This is a genomic window from Pseudomonas sp. B21-010 (assembly GCF_024749325.1).
GTDB lineage: Bacteria > Pseudomonadota > Gammaproteobacteria > Pseudomonadales > Pseudomonadaceae > Aquipseudomonas > Aquipseudomonas kilonensis.
Window position 1 is genome coordinate 2,405,899 of sequence record NZ_CP087198.1, and the last position, 22,059, is coordinate 2,427,957.

General features: G+C 59.4%; 14 protein-coding genes. 6 read left to right on the top strand and 8 right to left on the bottom strand.

Annotation, left to right across the window (positions count from 1 at the left end):
- Positions 1 to 4: 4 nt before the first annotated feature.
- Positions 5 to 217, top strand: coding sequence for a hypothetical protein (locus tag LOY50_RS10760; protein ID WP_390178984.1), 213 nt, complete (start codon positions 5 to 7; stop codon positions 215 to 217).
- Positions 218 to 410: 193 nt separating this feature from the next.
- Here the strand turns inward: LOY50_RS10760 and LOY50_RS10765 are convergent, their stop codons facing one another.
- On the bottom strand, positions 411 to 932 hold the full coding sequence (locus tag LOY50_RS10765) for a DUF4142 domain-containing protein (protein ID WP_214509081.1): 522 nt from the start codon (positions 930 to 932) through the stop codon (positions 411 to 413).
- A 217-nt stretch (positions 933 to 1,149) separates the two neighbouring features.
- On the opposite strand from LOY50_RS10765, the gene LOY50_RS10770 reads away from it, so the two are divergent.
- Positions 1,150 to 1,386 (top strand): YdcH family protein, encoded by a 237-nt coding sequence (locus tag LOY50_RS10770; RefSeq protein WP_018604789.1) that lies wholly within the window; start codon positions 1,150 to 1,152, stop codon positions 1,384 to 1,386.
- Positions 1,387 to 1,642: 256 nt separating this feature from the next.
- Here LOY50_RS10770 and LOY50_RS10775 read toward each other — a convergent pair whose 3' ends face one another.
- The 3 genes from LOY50_RS10775 to LOY50_RS10785 form a co-directional block, all read right to left on the bottom strand.
- Entirely contained in the window at positions 1,643 to 2,506 is an 864-nt protein-coding gene (locus LOY50_RS10775) for a LysR family transcriptional regulator (RefSeq protein ID WP_018604787.1), read from the bottom strand.
- A gap of 204 nt (positions 2,507 to 2,710) precedes the next feature.
- Entirely contained in the window at positions 2,711 to 3,025 is a 315-nt protein-coding gene (locus LOY50_RS10780) for an SCP2 sterol-binding domain-containing protein (RefSeq protein ID WP_258690815.1), read from the bottom strand.
- A 51-nt stretch (positions 3,026 to 3,076) separates the two neighbouring features.
- On the bottom strand, positions 3,077 to 3,787 hold the full coding sequence (locus LOY50_RS10785; protein ID WP_258690816.1) for a histidine phosphatase family protein: 711 nt from the start codon (positions 3,785 to 3,787) through the stop codon (positions 3,077 to 3,079).
- 226 nt (positions 3,788 to 4,013) lie between these two features.
- On the opposite strand from LOY50_RS10785, the gene sohB reads away from it, so the two are divergent.
- Positions 4,014 to 5,045, top strand: a complete 1,032-nt coding sequence (sohB, locus tag LOY50_RS10790) for a protease SohB (protein ID WP_258690817.1) — start codon at positions 4,014 to 4,016, stop codon at positions 5,043 to 5,045.
- A gap of 353 nt (positions 5,046 to 5,398) precedes the next feature.
- Here sohB and LOY50_RS10795 read toward each other — a convergent pair whose 3' ends face one another.
- Positions 5,399 to 5,893: a DUF934 domain-containing protein gene (locus LOY50_RS10795; protein ID WP_018604779.1), complete on the bottom strand. Its 495-nt coding sequence runs from the start codon at positions 5,891 to 5,893 to the stop codon at positions 5,399 to 5,401.
- A complete protein-coding gene (locus tag LOY50_RS10800; RefSeq protein WP_214509085.1) occupies positions 5,877 to 7,535 on the bottom strand; it encodes a nitrite/sulfite reductase in 1,659 nt (552 codons plus the stop codon). The genes LOY50_RS10795 and LOY50_RS10800 overlap by 17 nt, the downstream gene beginning before the upstream one ends.
- Positions 7,536 to 8,038: 503 nt before the next feature.
- Between LOY50_RS10800 and LOY50_RS10805 the strand changes: the two genes are divergently transcribed.
- Entirely contained in the window at positions 8,039 to 9,175 is a 1,137-nt protein-coding gene (locus tag LOY50_RS10805; RefSeq protein WP_258690818.1) for an ABC transporter substrate-binding protein, read from the top strand.
- Between the two features lie 75 nt (positions 9,176 to 9,250).
- Here the strand turns inward: LOY50_RS10805 and LOY50_RS10810 are convergent, their stop codons facing one another.
- Complete coding sequence (locus tag LOY50_RS10810) at positions 9,251 to 9,469, bottom strand: DUF2970 domain-containing protein (protein WP_253473397.1); 219 nt, start codon at positions 9,467 to 9,469, stop codon at positions 9,251 to 9,253.
- 155 nt (positions 9,470 to 9,624) lie between these two features.
- Here LOY50_RS10810 and LOY50_RS10815 point away from each other — a divergent pair, with 155 nt between their 5' ends.
- On the top strand, positions 9,625 to 16,512 hold the full coding sequence (locus LOY50_RS10815) for an NEL-type E3 ubiquitin ligase domain-containing protein (protein WP_258690819.1): 6,888 nt from the start codon (positions 9,625 to 9,627) through the stop codon (positions 16,510 to 16,512).
- A 171-nt stretch (positions 16,513 to 16,683) separates the two neighbouring features.
- Entirely contained in the window at positions 16,684 to 18,162 is a 1,479-nt protein-coding gene (locus LOY50_RS10820; protein ID WP_258690820.1) for a reprolysin-like metallopeptidase, read from the top strand.
- A 90-nt stretch (positions 18,163 to 18,252) separates the two neighbouring features.
- Here LOY50_RS10820 and metH read toward each other — a convergent pair whose 3' ends face one another.
- Positions 18,253 to 21,963, bottom strand: a complete 3,711-nt coding sequence (gene metH / locus LOY50_RS10825; protein WP_258690821.1) for a methionine synthase — start codon at positions 21,961 to 21,963, stop codon at positions 18,253 to 18,255.
- Positions 21,964 to 22,059: the final 96 nt, after the last annotated feature.

Consider the following 22,059-nt stretch of genomic DNA (forward strand, 5'->3'; position numbering starts at 1 on the left):
TGCCATGAACGAGGTGCCTATGAACGACGATCCCGCAAACACCCAACCACTACGCCCTGCCGGGACGGACCAGGCCCAGAGCGCCGCCACGGAGGTCGATCAGAAGAATCGTCATAGGGACAATGACAACACCTTCAGCCCCGGCTTCAAGCCTGAACCGGATCGGCCGAAATCTGGCGAGGATACTGACGCTGATATCGACACTGATGGTGGCTAGCCCATGACGGATGTGCGACACCGATTCATTGTGGGAGCGAGCTTGCTCGCGATGACTGTGGCAAATTCGATATCCCTGTGACTGGACCACCGCTATCGCGAGCAAGCTCGCTCCCACAGGGGGGCGCTTCGAAAAAACGGCGCTTCCCTGCCAAGGGAGGCGCCGTTTTTCCTTGAGTGAGCAGTGCCTCGCTCTACTTGCTTGGATGCGCAGCCTGAAGTTTCTTGGCGGCTTCCAGGTGATGTTGCAGATCTGGCAGCATCTTCTGGGCGAACGCCTTGAGTTCGGTATTGCCAGCCTTCTTGTCGTCGGTAACGGTTTCGGCTTCTTTCTTGAACAGGGCAATGGTTTCTTCGTGGGCCTTGACCTGGTTGTTGGCGTAGGCCGCATCAAAAGACTCATCGCGCACGTCGAGAATTTTCGCCTTGGCTTTTTTCATCAACGTGGTGTCGTCGGGTACCTCGATGTCATGTTTTTGCGCCAGGGCTTTCAGCTCTTCGTTGGCCTTGGTGTGGTCAGTGATCATCTTGTTGGCGAATTCCTTGATGTCCGCCGATTGGCTTTTTTCCAAGGCCAGTTTGCTGGTCTCGATCTCTGCAATCCCACCGGCCGCCGCGTTGTCGACAAAGTCGTTGGAAGTCGCGGCCCATGCCATGTCCATGCTGGTACTCAGGGCAACTGCCAGGCCGAGTTGACGCAGGGTAAATCTGTCCATAGGTAAGTCTCCATACAAGTTGAACGAGCGACTCTTGTCGTCTCTGCTCAATGGAGGGCGACGCACCGGCAAAGGTTTGATCGCCAAGCGATCCGGTACGACGAACGGTCACCGCTGGTCGGATTGGCGGTCGACAGAACCCTGTCGAGGAGGCCATCCTGATAATCGACGGGCGCCGCAAGGGCGTCTGCCACCGACCCATCGAAGGAGGTGTTCCATGCCGGTGTCCCACGATTTGTGCCAGGATCTCAAATGCACAAAAGACCACATCCAGCAAAAACGCAGCGAGAATCCAAGGCTCGACTCGTTACTTCAAAAATACTCCCAACTTGATGCCGAGGTGGTCGAAGCCGAGAAACCGTCCTCCGGCGCGTTGTCCGACGATGCTTTGGAGACGCTCAAGAAGAAGCGATTACTGGTCAAGGACGAGATCGTGGCCCACATGCAGAGATAATGCGAGGGGCTTTTGTGGCCAGAGATTGCTCCCGCTGGGCCGTAGGAGCTGTGTAGGAGCTGTGTAGGAGCTGTGTAGGAGCTGTCGAGTGCAACGAGGCTGCGATCTTTTCCCTGCCACTTGAATCTCAAGCGAAAGATCAAAAGATCAAAAGATCAAAAGATCAAAAGATCGCAGGCTTCGCCAGCTCCTACAAAGTACAAAGCGGGAACAAGCTCTGGTCACGACGGCCCCTCATGCCTTGCCTCCCAACCTGTCAGGTCAATGGATCCCAGCGCTGCGACCAGTCGCTGCCGGTCTTGACGATCTCTCGCAACACCTCGAATGCCTGCTGCAACGCCGCTGAGTCCCGATCGCGGGAGTAGACCAGGTAGGTGGGGTAGTTGAATTCCGGTGCCTTGGGCACCCGTTCCAGGATGCCGCTGTCCAGGTAGCTCTGCACGACCCGGGTGCGGAAGTAGCCGCTGCCGCCGTTTTCCAGGATGTACTGCAGGGCCAGGGGGCCGAGGTTGAAGGTCACGGCGGCCTTGGCCTTGTCCGGTAGCGCGGTGTCGTGTTGGCGCCGGAAGTCAGCACTCCAGTCGATGTACACGTAGGGCTCGGGACGGGCGGCCAGGCGTACCAGGATGAGTTTCTCTTCCAGCAGCTGTTCTACCTGCAGGCGTGGCCAATATTCGGGCTGATACACCACCGCCGCGTCCAGCAGACCCAGCTCCAGCTGTTGTAGCAGTTTCTCGCCGTCGCGGATGTCCATGCGCAGGGCATGGCCGGGAATCTTCTGGCGCAGTCCGCCGGCCCAGGCAAGCATCAAGGGATTGCACAGGCTGACCTCGCCCCCCAGGTGCAAGACGTTGCGATAGCCCTCGGGCAGTGGCAGGTCCCGACGGGCTGCTTCCCAGGTCTGCACGAGCTGGTTGGCGTAGACCACAAATGCCTCGCCGTCGCTGGTCAATCGCGCGCCGGCACGGTTGCGTACGAACAGCGCGCAGCCAAGCTGGCTTTCGAGCTTCTGGACCCGGGCGGTGATCGCCGTCTGGGTCACGTGCAGCTTTTCGGCCGCAGCAGCGAGGCTGCCGTGGCGGACGATTTCCAGGAAGGTGCGAGCGAGGTCGATGTCCATGTTCAGGCCGATACGGGGAAGCGGGCATTGTAAGAGCTGCCGCGCCTCCCCGATACCTGCGAACCGCAGATGCCTTGTGGGAGCGAGCCTGCTCGCGATAGCGGCGGGGCAGCCAGCGAAGATACTTGAGGCAAAAACACGAATCCCGCCACGGGGGCGGGATTCGTTTGCAATCAAAGGCCCGCGAAGAACGCGAGCGCAGTCTCAGCCTGGGAACAGCTCGGACAGTTTCATGGCCAGCATCATGTCGCCTTCGGCGCGCAGCTTGCCGCCCATGAACGCTTGCATGCCGTCGGTTTCACCGCTGACGATGCCTTGCAGGGTTTCGCCGTCCATCACCAGGGTCACCTGGGCGTCCGGGTTTTCACCTTCCAGCAGTTCGCAGGTGCCTTCCTTGACGACCAGCGAGAAATTCTTGGTATCGTCGATGCGGAAACCGAATACCAGGTCCAGGCCGTCAGCGGCGGTTGGGTTGAACTTGGCTTTCATGGCTTGTACGGCGTCGGCTACGGAGGTCATGGTTTCGATCCTTATTTGGGTGGTACAGCAAGGGTCTACAGTAATCCGGACTCAGCGAAAGGTGATGAGGTCCGGGGCCTTCAGCAGTTGCAGGTGGGCATGGCTGTTGAAGGAAGCCAGGGCCACCTCGCGGCCCCTGAATTTCAGGTGGTTGAGCGAGGTGTTGACGATTTGCCAGTTCAGTTCGAAGGCCTGTCGGGCCGGTATCTGGGTGATCAGGTGGAGCAGGGCGGTGATGGTGCCGCCGGAGGTGAACACGGCGATTTTATGGGTGTTGTCGGCTTGCTCCAGGATGCGGTGCAGGCCCGCCTGGACCCGCTCGACAAAACCCAGCCAGCTTTCCAGGCCCGGCGGGTCATACTGGCCGCTGAGCCAGCGTTCGACGATCAGTGCGAAGATGCGCTGGAATTCGGCGCGGTTCTGCGCAGCGTTGCGCAGGATATGCAGCGCCTCGGGCTCCTGGACAAGCATGTCCGGGAGCAGGGCGCGAATGACCGCGTCGGCATCGAACTCGTTGAACGCGGCGTCGATTTCCAGCCCGGGAACCGGCAACCCGGCGGCGGACATCTGGCCCAGCGCGCCGATGGCGGTATCCTGTTGGCGACGCAGGTCACCCGAGAGGCAGCGATCGAATACGACACCGAGCTGCGCCAGGTGGCCGCCGAGCACTTGCGCCTGGCGCACGCCATTGGGTGAAAGGACATCGTAGTCGTCCGCACCAAAGGAGGCCTGGCCATGTCGAATCAGATAGATACTGCCCACGTCCGCGTCATCCCGGTACGTTGAAGGTTTGGCGAGGTTATGGGGATGGCGGTGAGCTGTCAATGAAAAAACATACGCTTGTTTGAAATGCCCGTTGCAGCCTTGTCCTGCCTCGCTCGCGTTAAGGTAACCACTGGTTTCATGACTGGTCGCGACGCAGGCGCATGGGTATGCTGGGGCCGTTACGCGCCTGCGTTCAGTGGCGCATTGCATTTAAGGAGTTGCTGTGGAGTTTTTCATCGAGTACGCCGGTTTCCTGGCCAAGACCGTGACGCTGGTGATCGCCATCCTGGTGGTGTTGATCAGTTTTGCTGCGTTGCGCAGCAAGGGGCGGCGCAAGTCGACCGGTCAGTTGCAGGTGAGCAAACTCAACGATTTCTACAAGGGGCTGCGTGAGCGCCTGGAACAGACGCTGCTGGACAAGGATCAGCTCAAGGCGCTGCGCAAGGCCGAAGGCAAGGCTGAAAAGGCCGGGAAGAAAAACAAGGACAAGCCGGCGGCCAAGCCCCGGGTGTTCGTGCTGGATTTCGACGGTGACATCAAGGCCTCGGCCACCGAGAGCCTGCGTCATGAAATCACTGCGCTACTGACCCTGGCGACGCCGAAGGATGAAGTGGTGCTGCGCCTGGAAAGTGGCGGCGGCATGGTCCACAGCTACGGCCTGGCCTCGTCGCAGCTGGCGCGGATCCGTCAGGCTGGCGTGCCGTTGACGGTCTGCATTGACAAGGTCGCGGCCAGTGGCGGCTACATGATGGCGTGCATCGGTGAGAAGATCATCAGCGCCCCCTTCGCGATCCTGGGCTCCATCGGCGTCGTCGCGCAATTGCCCAACGTCAACCGGCTGCTGAAGAAACACGACATCGATTTCGAAGTGTTGACGGCCGGGGAATACAAACGCACGTTGACGGTGTTCGGCGAAAATACCGAGAAGGGCCGGGAAAAATTCCAGGAAGACCTGGACATTACCCATGAGCTGTTCAAGAACTTCGTGTCCAACTACCGCCCGCAACTGGCCATCGATGAAGTGGCGACCGGTGAGGTCTGGTTGGGTGTCGCGGCGCAGGGCAAGGGCTTGGTGGACGAGCTGAAAACCAGCGATGAATACCTGGCCGAACGCGCCAAGGGTGCCGAGCTGTACCACCTGCACTACGCCGAACGCAAAAGCCTGCAGGAACGCATCGGCATGGCGGCCAGTGGTTCGGTGGATCGCGTGCTGCTCAGTTGGTGGAGCCGCCTGACCCAGCAGCGATTCTGGTAATTCGGGGGCGGCTCCTCGGTACTGCGTCTAACCGCCAATCCCCCTGTGGGAGCGAGCTTGCTCGCGATGACGGCGGTAGATCCGATATCGAGGCAAGCTGATCCACCGCTATCGCGAGCAAGCCCGCTCCCACAGTGGTTCGGGGGTGGGCTGGAAGTTCGGACTCACCGCCATTCCCTTGTGGGAGCGAGCTTGCTCGCGATGACGGCTGCACACCCCCATTGATGCAAGCTGTCCCTCCGCTATCGCGAGCAAGCTCGCTCCCACAGAGGTTTCGGTGGGGTTGCGAGAAATGCCCAACAAAAAAGCCCTGAACCGGTATCCCCGGATCAGGGCTTTTTCATGGGGCTGTCTCAGCGACGACGGAACAGCGGCAGCGGTTCGTCAGTGGCAGCCTGGTAGGTCACCGAGAAGTCCTTGAGGCTTTCGAGGGCTTCGTAGGGGTCTTTGTCGGCACGCAAGGCGAAGGCGTCGAAGCCGCAGCGGCGCATGTAGAACAGCTGGTCGCGCAGCACGTCGCCAATTGCCCGCAATTCACCCTTGAAACCATAGCGGTCACGCAGCAGGCGAGCGTTGGAGTAGCTGCGCCCGTCGGTGAAGGCCGGGAAGTTCAAGGCGATGACCTGCAACTGGTTGGCGTCCTCGCCGATTTCCTCGGCTTCCTCGTCAGCGTCCAGCCACACACCCAGGCCGCCGTCGCGGGCCTTGAGGGCGTGGGCATGATCGCGCCACAGGGCCAGGGGCACGATCAGGTCGTCACAGTTGGAGATGCCGTCGAAGGTCGCGTCCTTGGGCAGCAGGTGCCAGGTTTCGTCGATGACCTCGTTGTTCTTAATGATTCGCTGCATAGACGCGTTCCTTGAAGAGGTCGATGCCAATACGTTGGTAAGTGTCGATGAAGCGCTCGTCTTCGGTACGTTGTTCGATGTACACGTCGATCAGCTTCTCGATCACGTCAGGCATGTCGTCCTGGGCAAACGACGGGCCGAGGATCTTGCCCAGGCTGGCGTCGCGGCTACCGCTGCCGCCCAGGGAGACCTGGTAGAACTCTTCGCCTTTCTTGTCCACGCCCAGGATGCCGATGTGGCCGACGTGGTGGTGACCACAGGCGTTCATGCAGCCGGAAATGTTCAGGTCCAGCTCGCCGATGTCGAACAGGTAGTCCAGGTCGTCGAAACGACGCTGGATCGATTCGGCGATAGGGATCGACTTGGCGTTGGCCAGCGAGCAGAAATCGCCGCCCGGGCAGCAGATCATGTCGGTCAGCAGGCCGATGTTCGGGGTGGCGAAGCCTTGCTCGCGCAGCTCGCCCCACAGGGTGAACAACTGGCTCTGTTCAACGTCTGCCAGGATGATGTTCTGCTCGTGGGAGGTGCGCAGTTGGCCGAAGCTGTAGCGCTCGGCCAGGTCGGCCACGGCGTCCAGTTGCTTGTCGGTGATATCGCCGGGCGCGACGCCGGTCGGCTTCAGGGACAGGGTCACCGCGACATAACCCGGCTTCTTGTGGGCCAGGGTATTGCGGGTGCGCCAGCGGGCGAAGCCCGGGTGTTCTTTGTCGAGGGCTGCCAGTTCGGCGTCCTGGTTGCCCAGGGCTTTGTACTGCGGGTCGACGAAATGCTTGGCGACGCGATGCACTTCGGCTTCGGTCAGGGTGGTCTGGCCGCCACGCAGGTGAGCCATCTCGGCTTCGACCTTCTCGGCGAACACTTCAGGCGTCAGGGCCTTGACCAGGATCTTGATCCGCGCCTTGTATTTGTTGTCGCGACGGCCGTAGCGGTTGTATACCCGCAGGATGGCGTCGAGGTAGCTCAGCAGGTCCTGCCACGGCAGGAACTCGTTGATGAACGCGCCGACCACCGGGGTACGCCCCAGGCCACCGCCCACCAGCACACGGAAGCCCAGCTCGCCGGCCGCGTTGTAGACCGTCTCCAGGCCGATGTCGTGGACTTCGATGGCCGCACGGTCCGAGGTCGAGCCGTTGATGGCAATCTTGAACTTGCGCGGCAGGTAGGCGAATTCCGGGTGGAAAGTCGTCCACTGGCGGACGATCTCGCACCACGGGCGCGGGTCGATCAACTCGTCGGCCGCGACACCGGCGAACTGGTCGGTGGTGACGTTGCGCAGGCAGTTGCCGCTGGTCTGGATCGCGTGCATCTGCACGGTGGCCAGTTCGGCGAGAATCTCGGGCACATCTTCCAGGGCTGGCCAGTTGTACTGGACGTTCTGCCGGGTACTGATGTGGGCGTAGCCCTTGTCGTAGTCGCGGGCAATTTTCGCCAGCTTGCGCACCTGGCGCGAGGTCAGTTGGCCATAAGGCACAGCCACGCGCAGCATCGGGGCGAAGCGCTGGACATACAAGCCATTCTGCAAGCGCAGAGGGCGGAATTCTTCTTCGCTCAGCTCGCCTGCCAGATAGCGTCGGGTCTGATCACGGAACTGCTTGACGCGGTCCTCGATGATCCGCTGATCGTACTCGTCATATACGTACATATAAGTCTCGGTCTCAGGCTTGGGCCGATCAGAAACAGCTGCATGTTGGCTCGCTGGAATCGGGTTCTGCCTCGGCAATTCTGCGCGCACGGCCGCGCACTCCTAGAGGAGCCGGTGCAAGATACCTGTTTTGAGTTATGCGCAAAAGTGATGTTTGAGTATATGTAAAGAACCAAATCGACTAATGAGATTGATTATTGCCTAACCCACATTTGTCGTGCGGGCAATCATCGTCTTAACTGTGGTCGAGTCCCTATGCAATCACCTACAAAACCGACAAGAGGCGATGCAATGAGCAATCCGACCAAAGCAAGGAAAAGCGACAGTTCTGTTGATGCCTGGGCCATTTTGTTCCTGATTATCCTGGTGGTGGGCACCGCAGTGTTCTGGGTCAGTCATCAATAGGTTCGAGCCGTTGCCGGCCACATGAAGGTCTCGCGTTCATGTGCCTGTTCGCCACCCGGGTCGTTATACTGGGTGGCGTATTACTTGGGGCGGGCGGGATGTCGAAGTTTATCTGCAGGCTAGTGGGGCTGTTATGCCTGTCATTCTGGACGCAGGCCCAAGCCGCCCGGGTGGTTTCTTCTTCCGAGGCGTTGCCTGGCAGTTCGACTGCTCCTTCGGTCGTGTTCCTGAACCCGGGCCACTCCACCGAACCCTTCTGGGTCAGCTACACCGAATTCATGCAAGCGGCGGCAAGCAAGCTGGGCCTGCGGCTGCGCGTGGAGTATGCCGGGCGCGATCCCCAACTGATGATTCGCCTGGCGCGCGAGGCCGTCACGGCGAAGGACCGTCCGGACTACCTGGTGTTGGTCAACGATCAATATGTCGCCCCGCGGATCCTGCAATTGGCGCAGGGCAGTGGGGTCAAGCTGTTCCTGGTGAACAACACGTTGACCAGCGATCAGACTCGCCTGCTGACAGAGAACGGCGCCCCACCTCCCGAGTTGCTCGGCAGCCTGGTGCCCAATGATGAGCGCAGCGGTTACCTGATGCTCAAGGAACTGTTGCGCCAATACGGACCGCTGGCACCTGGGCAGACGCTCGATCTGCTGGCTTTTTCCGGGAAGAAACTCACCCCTTCGGCGCAACTGCGCGAGAAGGGCCTGCTCCGGGCGCTGGCCGAGCACCCGCAAGTGCATCTGCGCCAGTTGGTCTATGGCGAGTGGAGTCGCGAACGGGCTCATGAGCAGGCGAGCCAGTTGGTCAAGCGCTATCCGCAGACCGCGCTGGTCTGGTCGGCCAACGATGAAATGGCCCTGGGTGCCATGCAGGCGTTCGAGGAGGCGGGTCGTCAGCCAGGCAAGGATGTGTTGTTCAGCGCCATGAACAGCTCCAGGGCGGCGCTCCAGGCCCGTATCGACGGGCGCTTGAGCGTGCTGTTCACCGGGCACTTCAGCTTGGGAGGGTGGGCCATGGTGCTGCTCCATGATCACGCCCGAGGCGTCGACCTCGCGCGTCATGGCGGTTACAACCAGCAGATCGACCTGATGCAATCGCTCGATCCGGCCCGCGCCCGCGCGTGGTTGAACATGGACCCCGCCAAGGACTATCGCCTGGACTTCAAGCGCTTCAGCCTGGTGTCTCACCCGGATGGCGAGCGCTATGCCTTTTCGCTCGATGCCCTGGGGCGGCGCTAGAGCGACTCAGATCGAGATGGGCGGTATGGCTGTTTCGTTTCGCAAGAGGCCCGGTTCCATTTTTGCAGATTCGTTCTATATGCCCGCAAAGTACAACACCAGATTGACGATCCCATACAACGTCAACCCGAAAATCACCGTAAACAGGATGCCGAGGATGATGAAGTGGCTCGGCTTGCCATGGGTGAAGTCGCGGGCGCGGTTTTTTCCGCTTTGCACGCCGAAGGCCGCCGCTCCCACGCTGTGGAGCATTTGCCAGAGGGTGGGCGCCTTATTTTCGCTTGGTTCGTCCATGATGCTCTCCATACACAAGGTCGTATGTGGAGAGCATAGTCAATCTCTGCCGGCTTAAATCCCTCATTACACAGTTTCCCATCGACCTATAACTATGTACCGCCCATGCGGTTCGCTAAACGGGCCTGCTGTCGCTTCATTCAAAGGAGCGATGTATGTCACCCAATTCCACACAGTCCCCGGAAAAAATACAGCCAGAGCCACCGGCCACGGAGAGTCTGCACGCGGACTTCCTGGAAGCCGCGATGCCGGCATGGCTCATCGAGGCTTCGACGCAACGCAGGCAGGCGATGAAGCAAGTCGGAACGCAGATGCCGGCCTGGTACGCGAACGCTTCGCCAGAGCAGCGCAAGGTCGTGGATGCCTGTTTTAAGGAAAGTCTTGCGGCACAGAATCAACTGGATAAGACCCTGTCGTCGTTCCTGGACATCGACACGTTTGCCAGGCCGCTCTTGATCCAGGCCTTGAAGGATCGGTTCCAGGTAGAGGTGGATGTCGACAAAACCTTGCTACGCCTTACACGGCCATGGGAAACAACCGTGATCAAGGTGGAAATTTCTTCGTTCGAATTGTTCAAGTTGCCCTTGCTGCAGGTTGCGCTGCACAACTTCGAAAGCTGGGAGTGCGAGCACGGCGCCTATCATGAAACATCAGAATTCATGGTGGAGAAGGACACACCCGGCACTTACGCGCCCGTGGCGTTGAATGTGTCGGTCGGTCAATTCCTCACCCTGTGCCGCACCTTGGACATCGGTGCGAAGTACCAAGCCTACCTCAAGTCATTTTCCTACCCGGCTGACGCTGCGACCGAAACGACGCTTCGCCAGCACTTCATTGCCAGCCAGAAAGCCGCGTTGAGGGCCGCAGCCGAGCAGGCGCTATTGACAGGGGATATCGAACCCAGGGATCACGCGATGATTCTCTCGGTCATCAAGGGTGAAAATAACCCCTGGATGGGCGAAAAGCCGGTCTGGTTCGAAGACATGTCCCTGATGAAGCAAAGATTGGTGGGCTGTGTCGCGTTCTCGATCTGTGAGCTACATCGCTACAGCGACGAAATGATTCTTTATGTTCCCCATGATCCTGAACATCCAATGAAGCGCTACGACGGCGACCAACTGGAAACACGCTTCAGGCAATTGCTTACCACCCCCGAAACCACGCCGTTGGAATACACCGGTCCTACACCCTACCAGCGCTTTTTCAGTCAGTTCGTGCCCTACGATAAACGACCTTATTTCTTCAGCCAGTTTGTCCAGGAGGCAGCCGGCTTCCCAAGCATCCAATTGCCTGCGCCATGGTTGGGCATTTTTGAACCTTTCATGCCCTCTTCGCTGATGGTGCACCTCCCGGGAGTCCCTCCCGATCCCTTAAAGGCAAAGCGCGAACCAAATCCCTACATCGCCCCTTCGACGTTGCCGCAGAAAGGCCGATCGTTGTGGGACGATAACTTGGATCCGTGGCACTACCTCTATGAGCGACACCGTGAAAAAGTGCTGGCCGATGCGCGCAGTCATGCGGTGCCCACGAGTGACGTCGACGCCAAGGCAAGGCAGGAAAAACTGGCCAACCTGCTACAAATGGGGCTGTCTGCGGTGAACATGTTGTCGATGTTCGTTCCGGTGTTGGGCGAGGTCATGATGGTCGTCATGGCGGGACAGCTTTTATATGAAACCCTTGAAGGTGCAGTCGAGTGGGGCGAGGGCGACAAACGGGCAGCCAAGGCTCACTTGATCGACGTCGCAGAAAACCTGGCGTTGATGGGCGCGATGGCCGGTGTGGGGGCCGGGGTCAGCAAGCTGGCCGCCATCAAGCCTGAACCCGTGATCGAGTGCCTTGAGCCTGTGACGTTGCCTAATGGCGAAACACGCTTGTGGAAGCCGGAACTGAGCAGCTATGAAAGCGCTGTAACACTCACCGATACGAGCACTCCGAACGCGCTGGGGCAATACGAAGTCGATGGGAAAACCCATATTCGTCTAGGGGGAAAGGTGCATGAGCAGTTTTTCGACGCATCGATCCACAAATGGCGAATCAAGCATCCAACGGACGAGGCGGCGTATCAACCTATCCTCCTGCATAACGGCAACGGAGCCTGGCGGCATTCGCTGGAGCGCCCGATGACGTGGGATCGCCTGACGCTGCTCAGGCGCATGGGCCATGAGACCGCGGCGTTTTCGGATGAGATGCTGCTCAGGCTCGCCGATGTCAGCGGCGTCAGCGATAACGCGCTACGCAAAATGCACATGGACCGAACGATGCCCCCTCCCGAGCTGAGGGATGCGATGCGGCTGTTCAAGGCGGATGCCGAGGCCGCGCAGGTGATTGATCAGTTGCAAGCTGCAGCAAATCTGGGAGGGTTAACCCGGCAGCAAGTTTTTGAAAGGATCTACAAGGGCACGGAACCTGTGGACGGTCGTATCAGGATTTTGCAGCGTGAGTGCCCAGGCCTTAGCGAGGCTGCCGCCCAGGAGGTCATCGCCCACGGTAGCGCTGCGGATCTCACCCGTCTTGACGCAAGGCGCCGCGCGCCGTTGAGCATGCTCGAAGAGGCTCGCTGGTATGCACGACAAGGACGTCAGGTTCGGGCGTATGGGGGATTGCACAGCGACAATATCGTTTCGGCCGACAGCCGGCGCTTGGCATTGCATGCCCTGGAAAGACTGCCGGGCTGGCCCGTTACGCTGCGCCTGGAAGTGCGCGAGGGAAGCGACACGGGTGCGTTGCTCGAAAGCATCGGCGACAAGAATGCGCCTGAAAAAAAATACCTTATTAAAAACGGACCTGGCTATCAGGCCTTCAATGAGCTGGGTGACGAACCGGGTGGCATGCCCCGGCGGGGTGGCGACTTCTACCGTTCGATCCTGCATGTTCTGCCCGCTGAGGCGCGTTCCGCCCTGGGGCTGCCGGAGGGGAACGGCCCCGAGCTGCAACGCATGATCATCGATTACGCCTACCTGCATCGTGGGGACATGACCCAGCTCCTTGAAACCCCCGCCAAGCGCTTCAAACCACCGGTTCGCGTGAGCGCGACGCTCAAGGGGTATTACGCGAGCGGCCGGGGTAGGGGAATGCATCCTTCCATTGAGGCGCGGGTGGAGGCACTTTACCCCAGCGAGCCACAAGCCGAAGCGTTCATCAGGCAGCAACGGGGAAAGACAGAACGGCAGATCTATTTGGAACTGCAAACGCGCCAGCGCGAGTGGGAGTCGCTCGACGGCACGCTTGAACAATGGCTGGGCGAGACGCTCGGGAGCCCGGCCGATGCTCACAAAAATAGGTTTGCGCAGGCGCTCAGGGACGGTTGGCGCAATCGCCCGTTAGCGGAAGAATCCCCCGAAGGCGCGCGGCTGGTGCTTTCCTGTGAGGGGTCGCTGCCCCCCATAGCCACCCATTTTGCGCATGTACGGGAATTGTCGGTGATTGGCGGCGGCATGACAGACGCCAATGCGGATGCCTTCCTGGCACTTTTCCCTGGGGTCACGAAATTGGAGATTGGCCTCAGGGAATCCGGATTCCTCGATCTGTCCTTCGGGCACCCACCGTTGACCACCTTGCCGCACGCGGTGAGCCAGATGCCAGGACTCACCGACTTGCGGTTTTCCACCGCCGCTGTCTCGCTGGCCGAGAGTTTTCCACAAAGGCTCTCTTCCCTGACTTCACTGGAGGTGCTGCACATCGATTGCTCAGGTTTCGATCAGACCGCCATGCACAACCTTGACCTGACACCATTGAGCCGTTTGCGTACGTTGAAAATCGAGGCGCCTCAAGCGTTATCGCAATGGCCTGAATACGTGCAGCGTCTTCCCCGGCTCGAACGCCTGGAGCTGTCGCGCACATCGATACGTACGCTGCCGGATGCCATATTCGAAGGGCACGAAAAGTTGTGGGCCGGGCTATCGCTGAATTGGTCAGCGCTGACTCCGCAAACGTTCGCGCGCGCCTACCGGTACGTCAGCGAATACTCGGGAGCGTTCGGCCATTTGGTGGACGTGGATCAAATGGTGGACGGCTACTGTCGCGGGCAATTGCGCTTGCTGGTCGGGGAGGCCGAGTCTGTCGGGCGCCTGCCCGTGAAATTTGACAGTGCCTCCAATACTCCTCAGGAACGATTTGCTGCGGTAGAAGCACTCAGGGCTGAACACGATGGAATCTTTGCGCAGTTTTTTTTCGAGCCGACGGGGGCGGAAGATTTGTCATATGCCTTGCTTTCGCCAGTGTGGTGGGAGGGCGGAGGTCTGTTGTTTCGAGCGTTGCGAGACAGCTGGCGCGGCGCTGTACGCCAACGCCTGGGTTTGCCGACCGCAGGGGGCTCCTTGTTTGAGCTGCCGGTTTCCGGGTCTGCTCTTCCCGGTAAGCAGTTTGCGGCGCTCCCAGCGTTGCCGCCCGCAAGCTTCTCCCACGTAGAAACGCTGCGCTTGGGATCGTTGGATGTTTCCCCCCGGCAGGCGCGCAACTTTTTCAGGGCATTCAGCGGTACGCGAACATTGGAAATAAGCGGCAACGGCTTCACCGAGCTGCCTTTCGACGCCGAAGACTTGCCGGCCCTGACGCAACTCGATATGCGCAACAACAACCTGCTCGTCACGCCCACTGTTCAGGCGCAGTTCAATGGGTTGACGCTGCTTGAGCAACTGAATCTGGAAAACAACCCGCTCGAGACGCTTGATGTCAGTGCCTTGACCCGGCTCAAGGCACTGGGCCTCAAAGCCACCCAGTTGCGGGCTTGGCCAACCGGTGCCGAGAACCTGACGCAGCTTTCCTGGCTTGACTTGCGGGATAACCAACTGCAGTCGTTCCCGCCAACAGTGCTGTCCAATGATGCGCTCATACTGAAAGCCAACTTGACCGGTAACCCCTTCAGCCCTGAAGGCGAGGCAGCCTTGAGTGCGGCACATCAGCGAATCGAGGATGCAAGAGGACTCCTTCAGGGGACACTGGCTCGGCTTGCCAAAGAACCCGTACCGTCGCAGTTCCCCCCGGCAGAAACCAGCGAAACAATAGCTCGACTTCTTTTACCTCTTCCTGAGGAATCGGCGGTGGCCGAGGGAAGTGCCGGGCTTGAGCTACGCCTGCAGCGGCTGGATCCGGCCCTGACTCAGGAGCAGGCGGCCCGGCAGCTCGGGCAGTGGCGTGAAAACGGGATGACCGACAAGCAAATCGACGATCAAATCAGCCAGTGGCATCAAGCGTGTGTCTCGCTGACTCGTCGGTTGAACGAATGGCTGTTTATCCGAGAACGACGTACAGCCAGAACCGTCGTGTCTGCGCAAAGCCGCGCACTTGCTGCAACGAGAATTCGCGAGGTGTGGCAAGAAGGGTTGATGCGCCATGACGGCGCAGGGCAAACACTGAGTCTGCATGGCCTGCAAGTGGGGGACTTGCCTGAGCGGGTTGCACAGTTTCCTGGCGTGACGATGCTGGAACTTTCGGGTGTCTTGTTAACTGAACAAGGGTCCAACGATTTCCTGGGGGCTTTTCCTCATTTGAACCGATTGGACTTGGCCGGCAATGATCTGGACGCCGTACCGAGCGTTGTCTTGCAAATGGCACAGTTGGAGCACTTGAACCTTAGTCACAATAACTTGCCGGCTACGGGCGTTTATCCGTTATTGATTAATGGTCGCCTGCGTTCGCTTAACCTTTCCCTTAATAGACTGGTCACGTTCGATCCTCCGGATTTTGGCCAGATCGAAGTGCTGGATCTTAGCTACAACGAGATAGAAAACTGGCCCAGCCAGCTATTGAACGCGCAAGAGCTGGGTGTGCTTAACTTGAGCGGCAACGAGTTTACTGATCTTCCGGCGGGGTTGCTGGATGGCAGCCACCAGAGGCTCGTGGGCGGAATGGATTTGAGTGATAACGAAGACCTGTCGCTCAACACATTTTATGAACTCAGGGATTACCTTGAGTCAGGCAATCGCGAAGATGTTTCAGGATTTTCCCGAGAAGAAATTGATAGCCTGATCGCTATGTCAGAGGCGCCGCAAGGCGATATCTCGGATTTCAATGACGACTCCGATGGTGGCGCAGGCGCTAATGGCCGTCACGATCCGCATGCCTCTGTCGCTGCGGTCGAACCTCTTCTTGATCCGACGGGCGACGCATCGGCCGAGGCGCTGAGTCCATGGCTGGTGGGCTCAAACAGTGAACAAGTCACGGTCCGGAGCCGGATCTGGGCGCAGTTGGCCGAAGAAAACGATCACGAGCGGTTCTTCCAGTTGCTTGCGCTGTTGCCTGATACGTTCGATTTCAGGTTTGACCGGGCAGAACTGACGCGACGGGTATGGAATGTCATGGACGCTGCCAGCGAAAACAGCGTATTGCGTCAGTTGCTGTTTCAAAACGCCGAAACCCACGGTACTTGCATCGATGGCCGCATCTTGACCTTTAGCGAGTTGGAAGTTCGTGTGTTTGTCTTTCAGGCCTTGCGTGACATTCCGCTGGACCGTCCCCTGCTCAGGGGCCAGGCGTTGCTGCGCTTGTCGCGGCAGTTGTTCCGGCTGGAGAGGGTCGAAACGTTGGCTGAAGCGGCTGGCCAGGGCAGGGATAGGGCGGAAGTGCGCTTGCGTTATCGCATTGGCCTGACGAGCGGATGGGGCGACGGCATCGATTTGCCGGGGCAGCCTACGCACATGGCGTTCGGCGCGCCGATCACTGGAGAACTGGCGGCGCGCACCCGCACCTCGATTCTTGAGGCAGAGCGCAGCGATGCGCTATTGGTAAGCATGGCGTCGCGTGACTACTGGACGACCTACCTGCAGGAGCGGCATCCAGAACAAATGAGCAACCTCGCGGATGCTGTCGCCAATAGGCGTCATGAGCTCCTGGACGCACTGGAGGATCGCCGGGCTGATGGCGGAATCGATACGCAGCAGTACAACCTGGAACTCAATGCGTTGGGCAGAACAGTCGATGCCCTGCGCACGGAGAAGCTGGTCGAGTTGACGCGAAGCGAGTTGAACGATTTGCGAAGCACCGTTGGTGACGCGGGGCAATCCGGTAGCCGGTCACCCCAACCTGGACCGTCACGCCGCAACTGATCCGCAGTTGCGGAGCTGAAGGCCGATCTGTCGATACCGGTGCCGTCGATGGGTCGGTTTACTGATGTTAATAGGCTTGTTTGCTGCTCTAGCTACTGTCATATCTGACAGTAGTCGTCCCGGTTTAATGGGATCAGTCTTATGGCTCCTGTCTTCGCAAGGAAATACGCCATGAATACTGGAAATCCATTCTCTACGGCTGGGCGCCCCCGCCTGACAGCGCTGGCGTTGGCACTTGCGCTGCCCGCACTGGTCAGCGCTGCAACCGATAGCCCCGAAGATTCGCCCCAAGCGACGTCTGCCAGCGTATATGCCGATGCGATCGGCAGCGCACATTTTGAGCGTTCAGCGATCAAGGTTGAGCAGGGGTACACGGTAGAAAGCGGTAATTTATATACTCGCGACGGTGATACTGGCTCATTGGTGGTGGTCAGGTCGCCTGACGGTTCCGTGACTGCAATAGTCAATTCTCCTGACAAGCGTGGTTTGTTGACGGTCAATGCCCAAGGCAAAAGCAAGTTTACTGAGGAGCCAGTTGTCGACGCCCAGGAAAATGATGTGGTTGAATCCAATGAGCCGATGGGCGTCGATTCGACCATAGCAGCGGAGCATCGGTATGTGGACGCGCTTTTCGCTTATGCAGCCTACACGCTGGGGAAACTGGAATCTGATGCGGTAGGCTATGCGCTGGCGCAAACTGAAACCGTCAATCTTAGTTTGCGCAACTCACGGATATCCGATGTGTCGTTGCGACTGGCGGCGGTTGCTGTCTTCGGCGATAGCAATAAAGTCCTCGATACGTCGAGTGAAGGACTCGATAATTGGCAAAGTCTCTTGAGTCCTTATAGAACCTTGTTCAAAACTGATATCAACGCGGCCATTGCCGGCGGAGAGGGCGCTAATGGCAGAGCCAATAGGCCGGGATATACCAGCGTCAATGTCTGGTGGTCACCCACGACGTTCGCCCATGAGATGGGTCACAACGCCGGGGGCAGACATTGTCTTGAACAAGATGGAGTCAATTTTAATTTCGGTCACGACAATGGCAAGACCAAAACCAATCTGTGCTACGGAAGTCGGGCTTTTTATTATTCGACACCTGATGTTCTCGATGCTTATGGTTTGCCACTAGGCAATGCTCAAACCGCCAATATGGCTCGTGTATGGCGAGAAAATACCGCGCGATTGACGGGTTACAATCCAGAGTTGCCGGGCCTGCGCGTGCTGCTTGTCAGTCCATCTGGTGCACAATCCGAAGCATCTACCACTTTGGCTATTCCTTTGGTTATTCCAGCTGGGGGAATTCACGTAGGTGTGGTTGCCCTGAGTCGGGATATAGGCCCTACTGAGTTGATCACCGAGTCAGCAGCGCGGGAAACAATGCTCACTGTGCCGTTATACAACGCTGCCTACAACCAAGTTCCTGTAAAGCTTCGCGCATCACGCCGAAGAGGGAACTGCACAACGGCCATGAACGTGGCGGTGTCATGTTCTCCCTACGATAAATTGGATTTTAATATAGAGTACAAAGCTAGTGATAATCCGGCTTTGCCGGTCGGATATTACAATGGGCTTCTGAAGCTTAAAGCTAAAAGCCCTGATTCAAACTGGAGTATGCCCATTAATATTGTTATTTCGGCACGAAAATGAATACGGCTTAGGGCAAGTCTGTATTCAGGGCGCTCCTGGATATGCTCTCCACCACAGATTGTATGAAGAGCACAAACAGCCGCCATTGACTTAGTTGTCATAACCCAAATTCGGCGCTAACCAACGCTCAGTCACACTCAAGTCCTGGCCCTTGCGTGCGGTGTAGCTCTGGACCTGGTCCTTGTCGATCTTGCCCACGGCGAAGTATTGCGCCTGGGGATGGGCGAAATACCAGCCGCTGACCGCTGCCGCCGGGAACATGGCGTAGTGTTCGGTGAGGAACACGCCGCTGCGTCCCGCTTTCATTTCACTGGCCTCGGGATCGAGCAGGCGGAACAGGGTGGCTTTCTCGGTGTGATCCGGGCAGGCCGGGTAGCCGGGGGCAGGGCGGATGCCGATGTACTGCTCCTTGATCAGCGCCTCGTTGTCCAGGCTCTCGTCCTTGGCGTAACCCCAATGTTCCTTGCGCACCTGCTGGTGCAGCCATTCGGCGCAGGCTTCGGCCAAGCGGTCGGCCAGGGCCTTGACCATGATCGAGTTGTAGTCGTCGCCGGCCTCCTGGTAGGCCTTGGCGACTTCTTCGGCGCCGATGCCGGCGGTAGTAATGAAGCCGCCGACGTAGTCGGTGACGCCGCTGTCCTTCGGCGCGACGAAGTCGGCCAGGGAGAAGTTCGGCTTGCCGTCGGTCTTGATGATCTGCTGGCGCAGGTGATGCAGGCGCGCCAGTGGCTTGCCATCGTCGCCGTAGACTTCCAGGTCATCGTCGTGCACCTGGTTGGCCGGCCAGAAGCCGAACACGGCGCGGGCGCTGATGAGTTTCTCGTCGATCAGCTTGCGCAGCATCGCCCGGGCATCGGCATACAGTGCGGTGGCCGCTTCGCCAACCACTTCGTCGGTGAGAATGCGCGGGTATTTGCCGGCCAGGTCCCAGGAGATGAAGAACGGTGTCCAGTCGATGTACTCGGCCAGCACGTTCAAGTCGATGTCGTCCAGCACCCGTGCGCCGGTGAAAGTCGGTTTGACCGGCTGGTAGCTGCTCCAGTCGAACTGCGGCTTCTTGGCCACGGCGGCGGGGTAGCTCAGGCGTTCGGTGCGGGCGCTGCGGTTGGAAGTACGCTCGCGCACTTCGATGTAGTCCAAGCGGGTTTTCTCGACGAACGCCGGCTTGAGTTCCTTGGACAGCAACTGGGTCGCCACGCCCACGGCACGGGAGGCATCGGTGACGTAGATCACCGCGTCGTTGCTGTACTTGGGCTCGATTTTTACCGCCGTGTGGGCCTTGGAGGTGGTGGCCCCGCCAATCATCAGCGGCAGGTGGAAGTCCTGGCGCTGCATCTCCCGCGCCACATGCACCATCTCATCCAGGGACGGGGTGATCAGGCCGGACAGGCCGATGATGTCGCACTTCTGCTCCTTGGCCACCTGCAGGATCTTCTCCGCCGGCACCATCACGCCCAGGTCGACGATGTCATAGCCGTTGCAACCGAGCACCACGCCGACGATGTTCTTGCCGATGTCATGCACGTCGCCTTTGACCGTCGCCATCAGGATCTTGCCCTTGGCCTCCGGCTTGTCGCCTTTTTCCGCCTCGATGAACGGGATCAGGTGGGCCACGGCCTGCTTCATCACGCGGGCGGACTTGACCACCTGGGGCAGGAACATTTTGCCGGCGCCAAACAGGTCGCCGACGATGTTCATGCCGGCCATCAGCGGGCCTTCGATGACCTCGATCGGCCGGGCGAACGACAGTCGCGACTCCTCGGTGTCTTCAACGATGTGGGTGGTGATGCCCTTGACCAGCGCATGCTCCAGGCGCTTGTTCACTTCCCAGCCGCGCCACTCCTCGGTTTCCGCTTCCTTGACACTGCCGTCGCCCTTGTACTTGTCGGCGATGGCGAGCAGGGCGTCGGTGCCTTCGGGGGTGCGGTTGAGGATCACGTCTTCCACGGCGTCGCGCAGTTCCACCGGGATCTGATCGTAGATCTCCAGTTGGCCGGCGTTGACGATGCCCATGGTCAGGCCCGCGCGGATCGCATAGAGCAGGAACACCGAGTGGATCGCCTCGCGCACCGGGTTGTTGCCGCGGAACGAGAAGGACACGTTGGAGACCCCGCCCGAGGTCAGCGCGTAGGGCAGTTCGTCGCGGATGTAGGCGCAAGCGTTGATGAAATCCACGGCATAGTTGTTGTGCTCTTCGATACCGGTGGCGACGGCGAAGATGTTCGGGTCGAAGATGATGTCTTCCGGTGGGAAGCCGACTTCATTGACCAGGATGTCATAGGAGCGTTTGCAGATTTCCTTCTTGCGCGCCTCAGTGTCGGCCTGGCCGGCTTCGTCGAAGGCCATCACCACCACGGCGGCGCCGTAGCGCTTGCACAGCTTGGCGTGATGGATGAACTGCTCGACGCCTTCCTTCATGCTGATGGAGTTGACGATGCCCTTGCCCTGGATGCACTTGAGGCCGGCTTCGATCACTTCCCACTTGGAGGAGTCGATCATGATCGGCACGCGGGAGATGTCCGGTTCGCCGGCAATCAGGTTGAGGAAGGTCACCATGGCCTTCTTCGAATCGAGCATGCCCTCGTCCATGTTGATGTCGATCACCTGGGCGCCGGCCTCGACCTGTTGCAGGGCCACTTCCAGGGCTTCGGTGTAGTTGTCCTCGCGGATCAGCCGGGCGAACTTGGCGGAACCGGTGATGTTGGTCCGCTCGCCGACGTTGACGAACAGCGAACTGCGATCGATGGTGAACGGTTCCAGGCCTGACAGGCGGCAGGCCCGTGGGATCTCCGGGATTGGCCGCGGCGCGTAGCCAGCCACGGCCTTGGCGATGGCTTCGATGTGCGCCGGGGTGGTGCCGCAGCAGCCGCCGACAATGTTTAGGAAACCGCTCTGGGCGAACTCTTCGATGACCTTGGCCGTTTCGGCCGGCAGTTCGTCGTATTCACCGAACTCATTGGGCAGGCCGGCGTTGGGGTGGGCCGATACGTGGGTGCTGGCCTTGTTCGACAGCTCTTCCAGGTACGGGCGCAATTCGCTGGCGCCGAGGGCGCAGTTCAGGCCCACGGAGATCGGCTTGGCGTGGGCCACCGAGTTCCAGAAGGCTTCGGTGGTCTGGCCCGAGAGGGTGCGGCCGGAGGCGTCGGTGATGGTGCCGGAAATCATGATCGGCAGTTCGACGCCCAGTTCTTCGTAAACGCCTTGCACGGCAAAGATCGCCGCCTTGGCGTTCAGCGTGTCGAAAATGGTTTCGATCAGGATCAGGTCGGCGCCGCCTTCGATCAGGCCCTTGGTGGCCTCGGTGTAGTTTTCCACCAGTTCGTCGAAGGTCACGTTGCGGTAGCCGGGGTTGTTCACATCCGGCGACAGCGAGCAGGTGCGGCTGGTCGGGCCGAGCACGCCGGCGACGAAGCGCGGCTTGTCCGGGGTTTCCAGGGTCTTGGCGTCGGCCACTTTACGGGCCAGGCGCGCGCCTTCCAGGTTCAGCTCGTAGGCCAGGCTCTGCATGCCATAGTCGGCCTGGGACACCTGGGTGGCGTTGAAGGTGTTGGTCTCCAGGATGTCGGCGCCGGCATCCAGGTAGGCTTTTTCAATGGCACCGATCACGTCGGGGCGGCTGAGCACCAGCAAATCGTTGTTGCCCTTGACGTCGCTCGGCCAGTCGGCGAAGCGCTTGCCGCGGTAGTCCTGTTCTTCCAGCTTGTAGCTCTGGATCATCGTGCCCATGCCGCCGTCGAGGATCAGGATGCGTTCCTTGAGGGCTTGCTGGAGAAGATAAAGGCGAGCGCTGCGATCAGACATAGGACTACCTGGAAAAAAAGACCATTACGAAGGCCGGGATGATAGCAAACCTGTGCAGGATTTGATCATGATGGGCTTTTGCATGAATATCGCTCA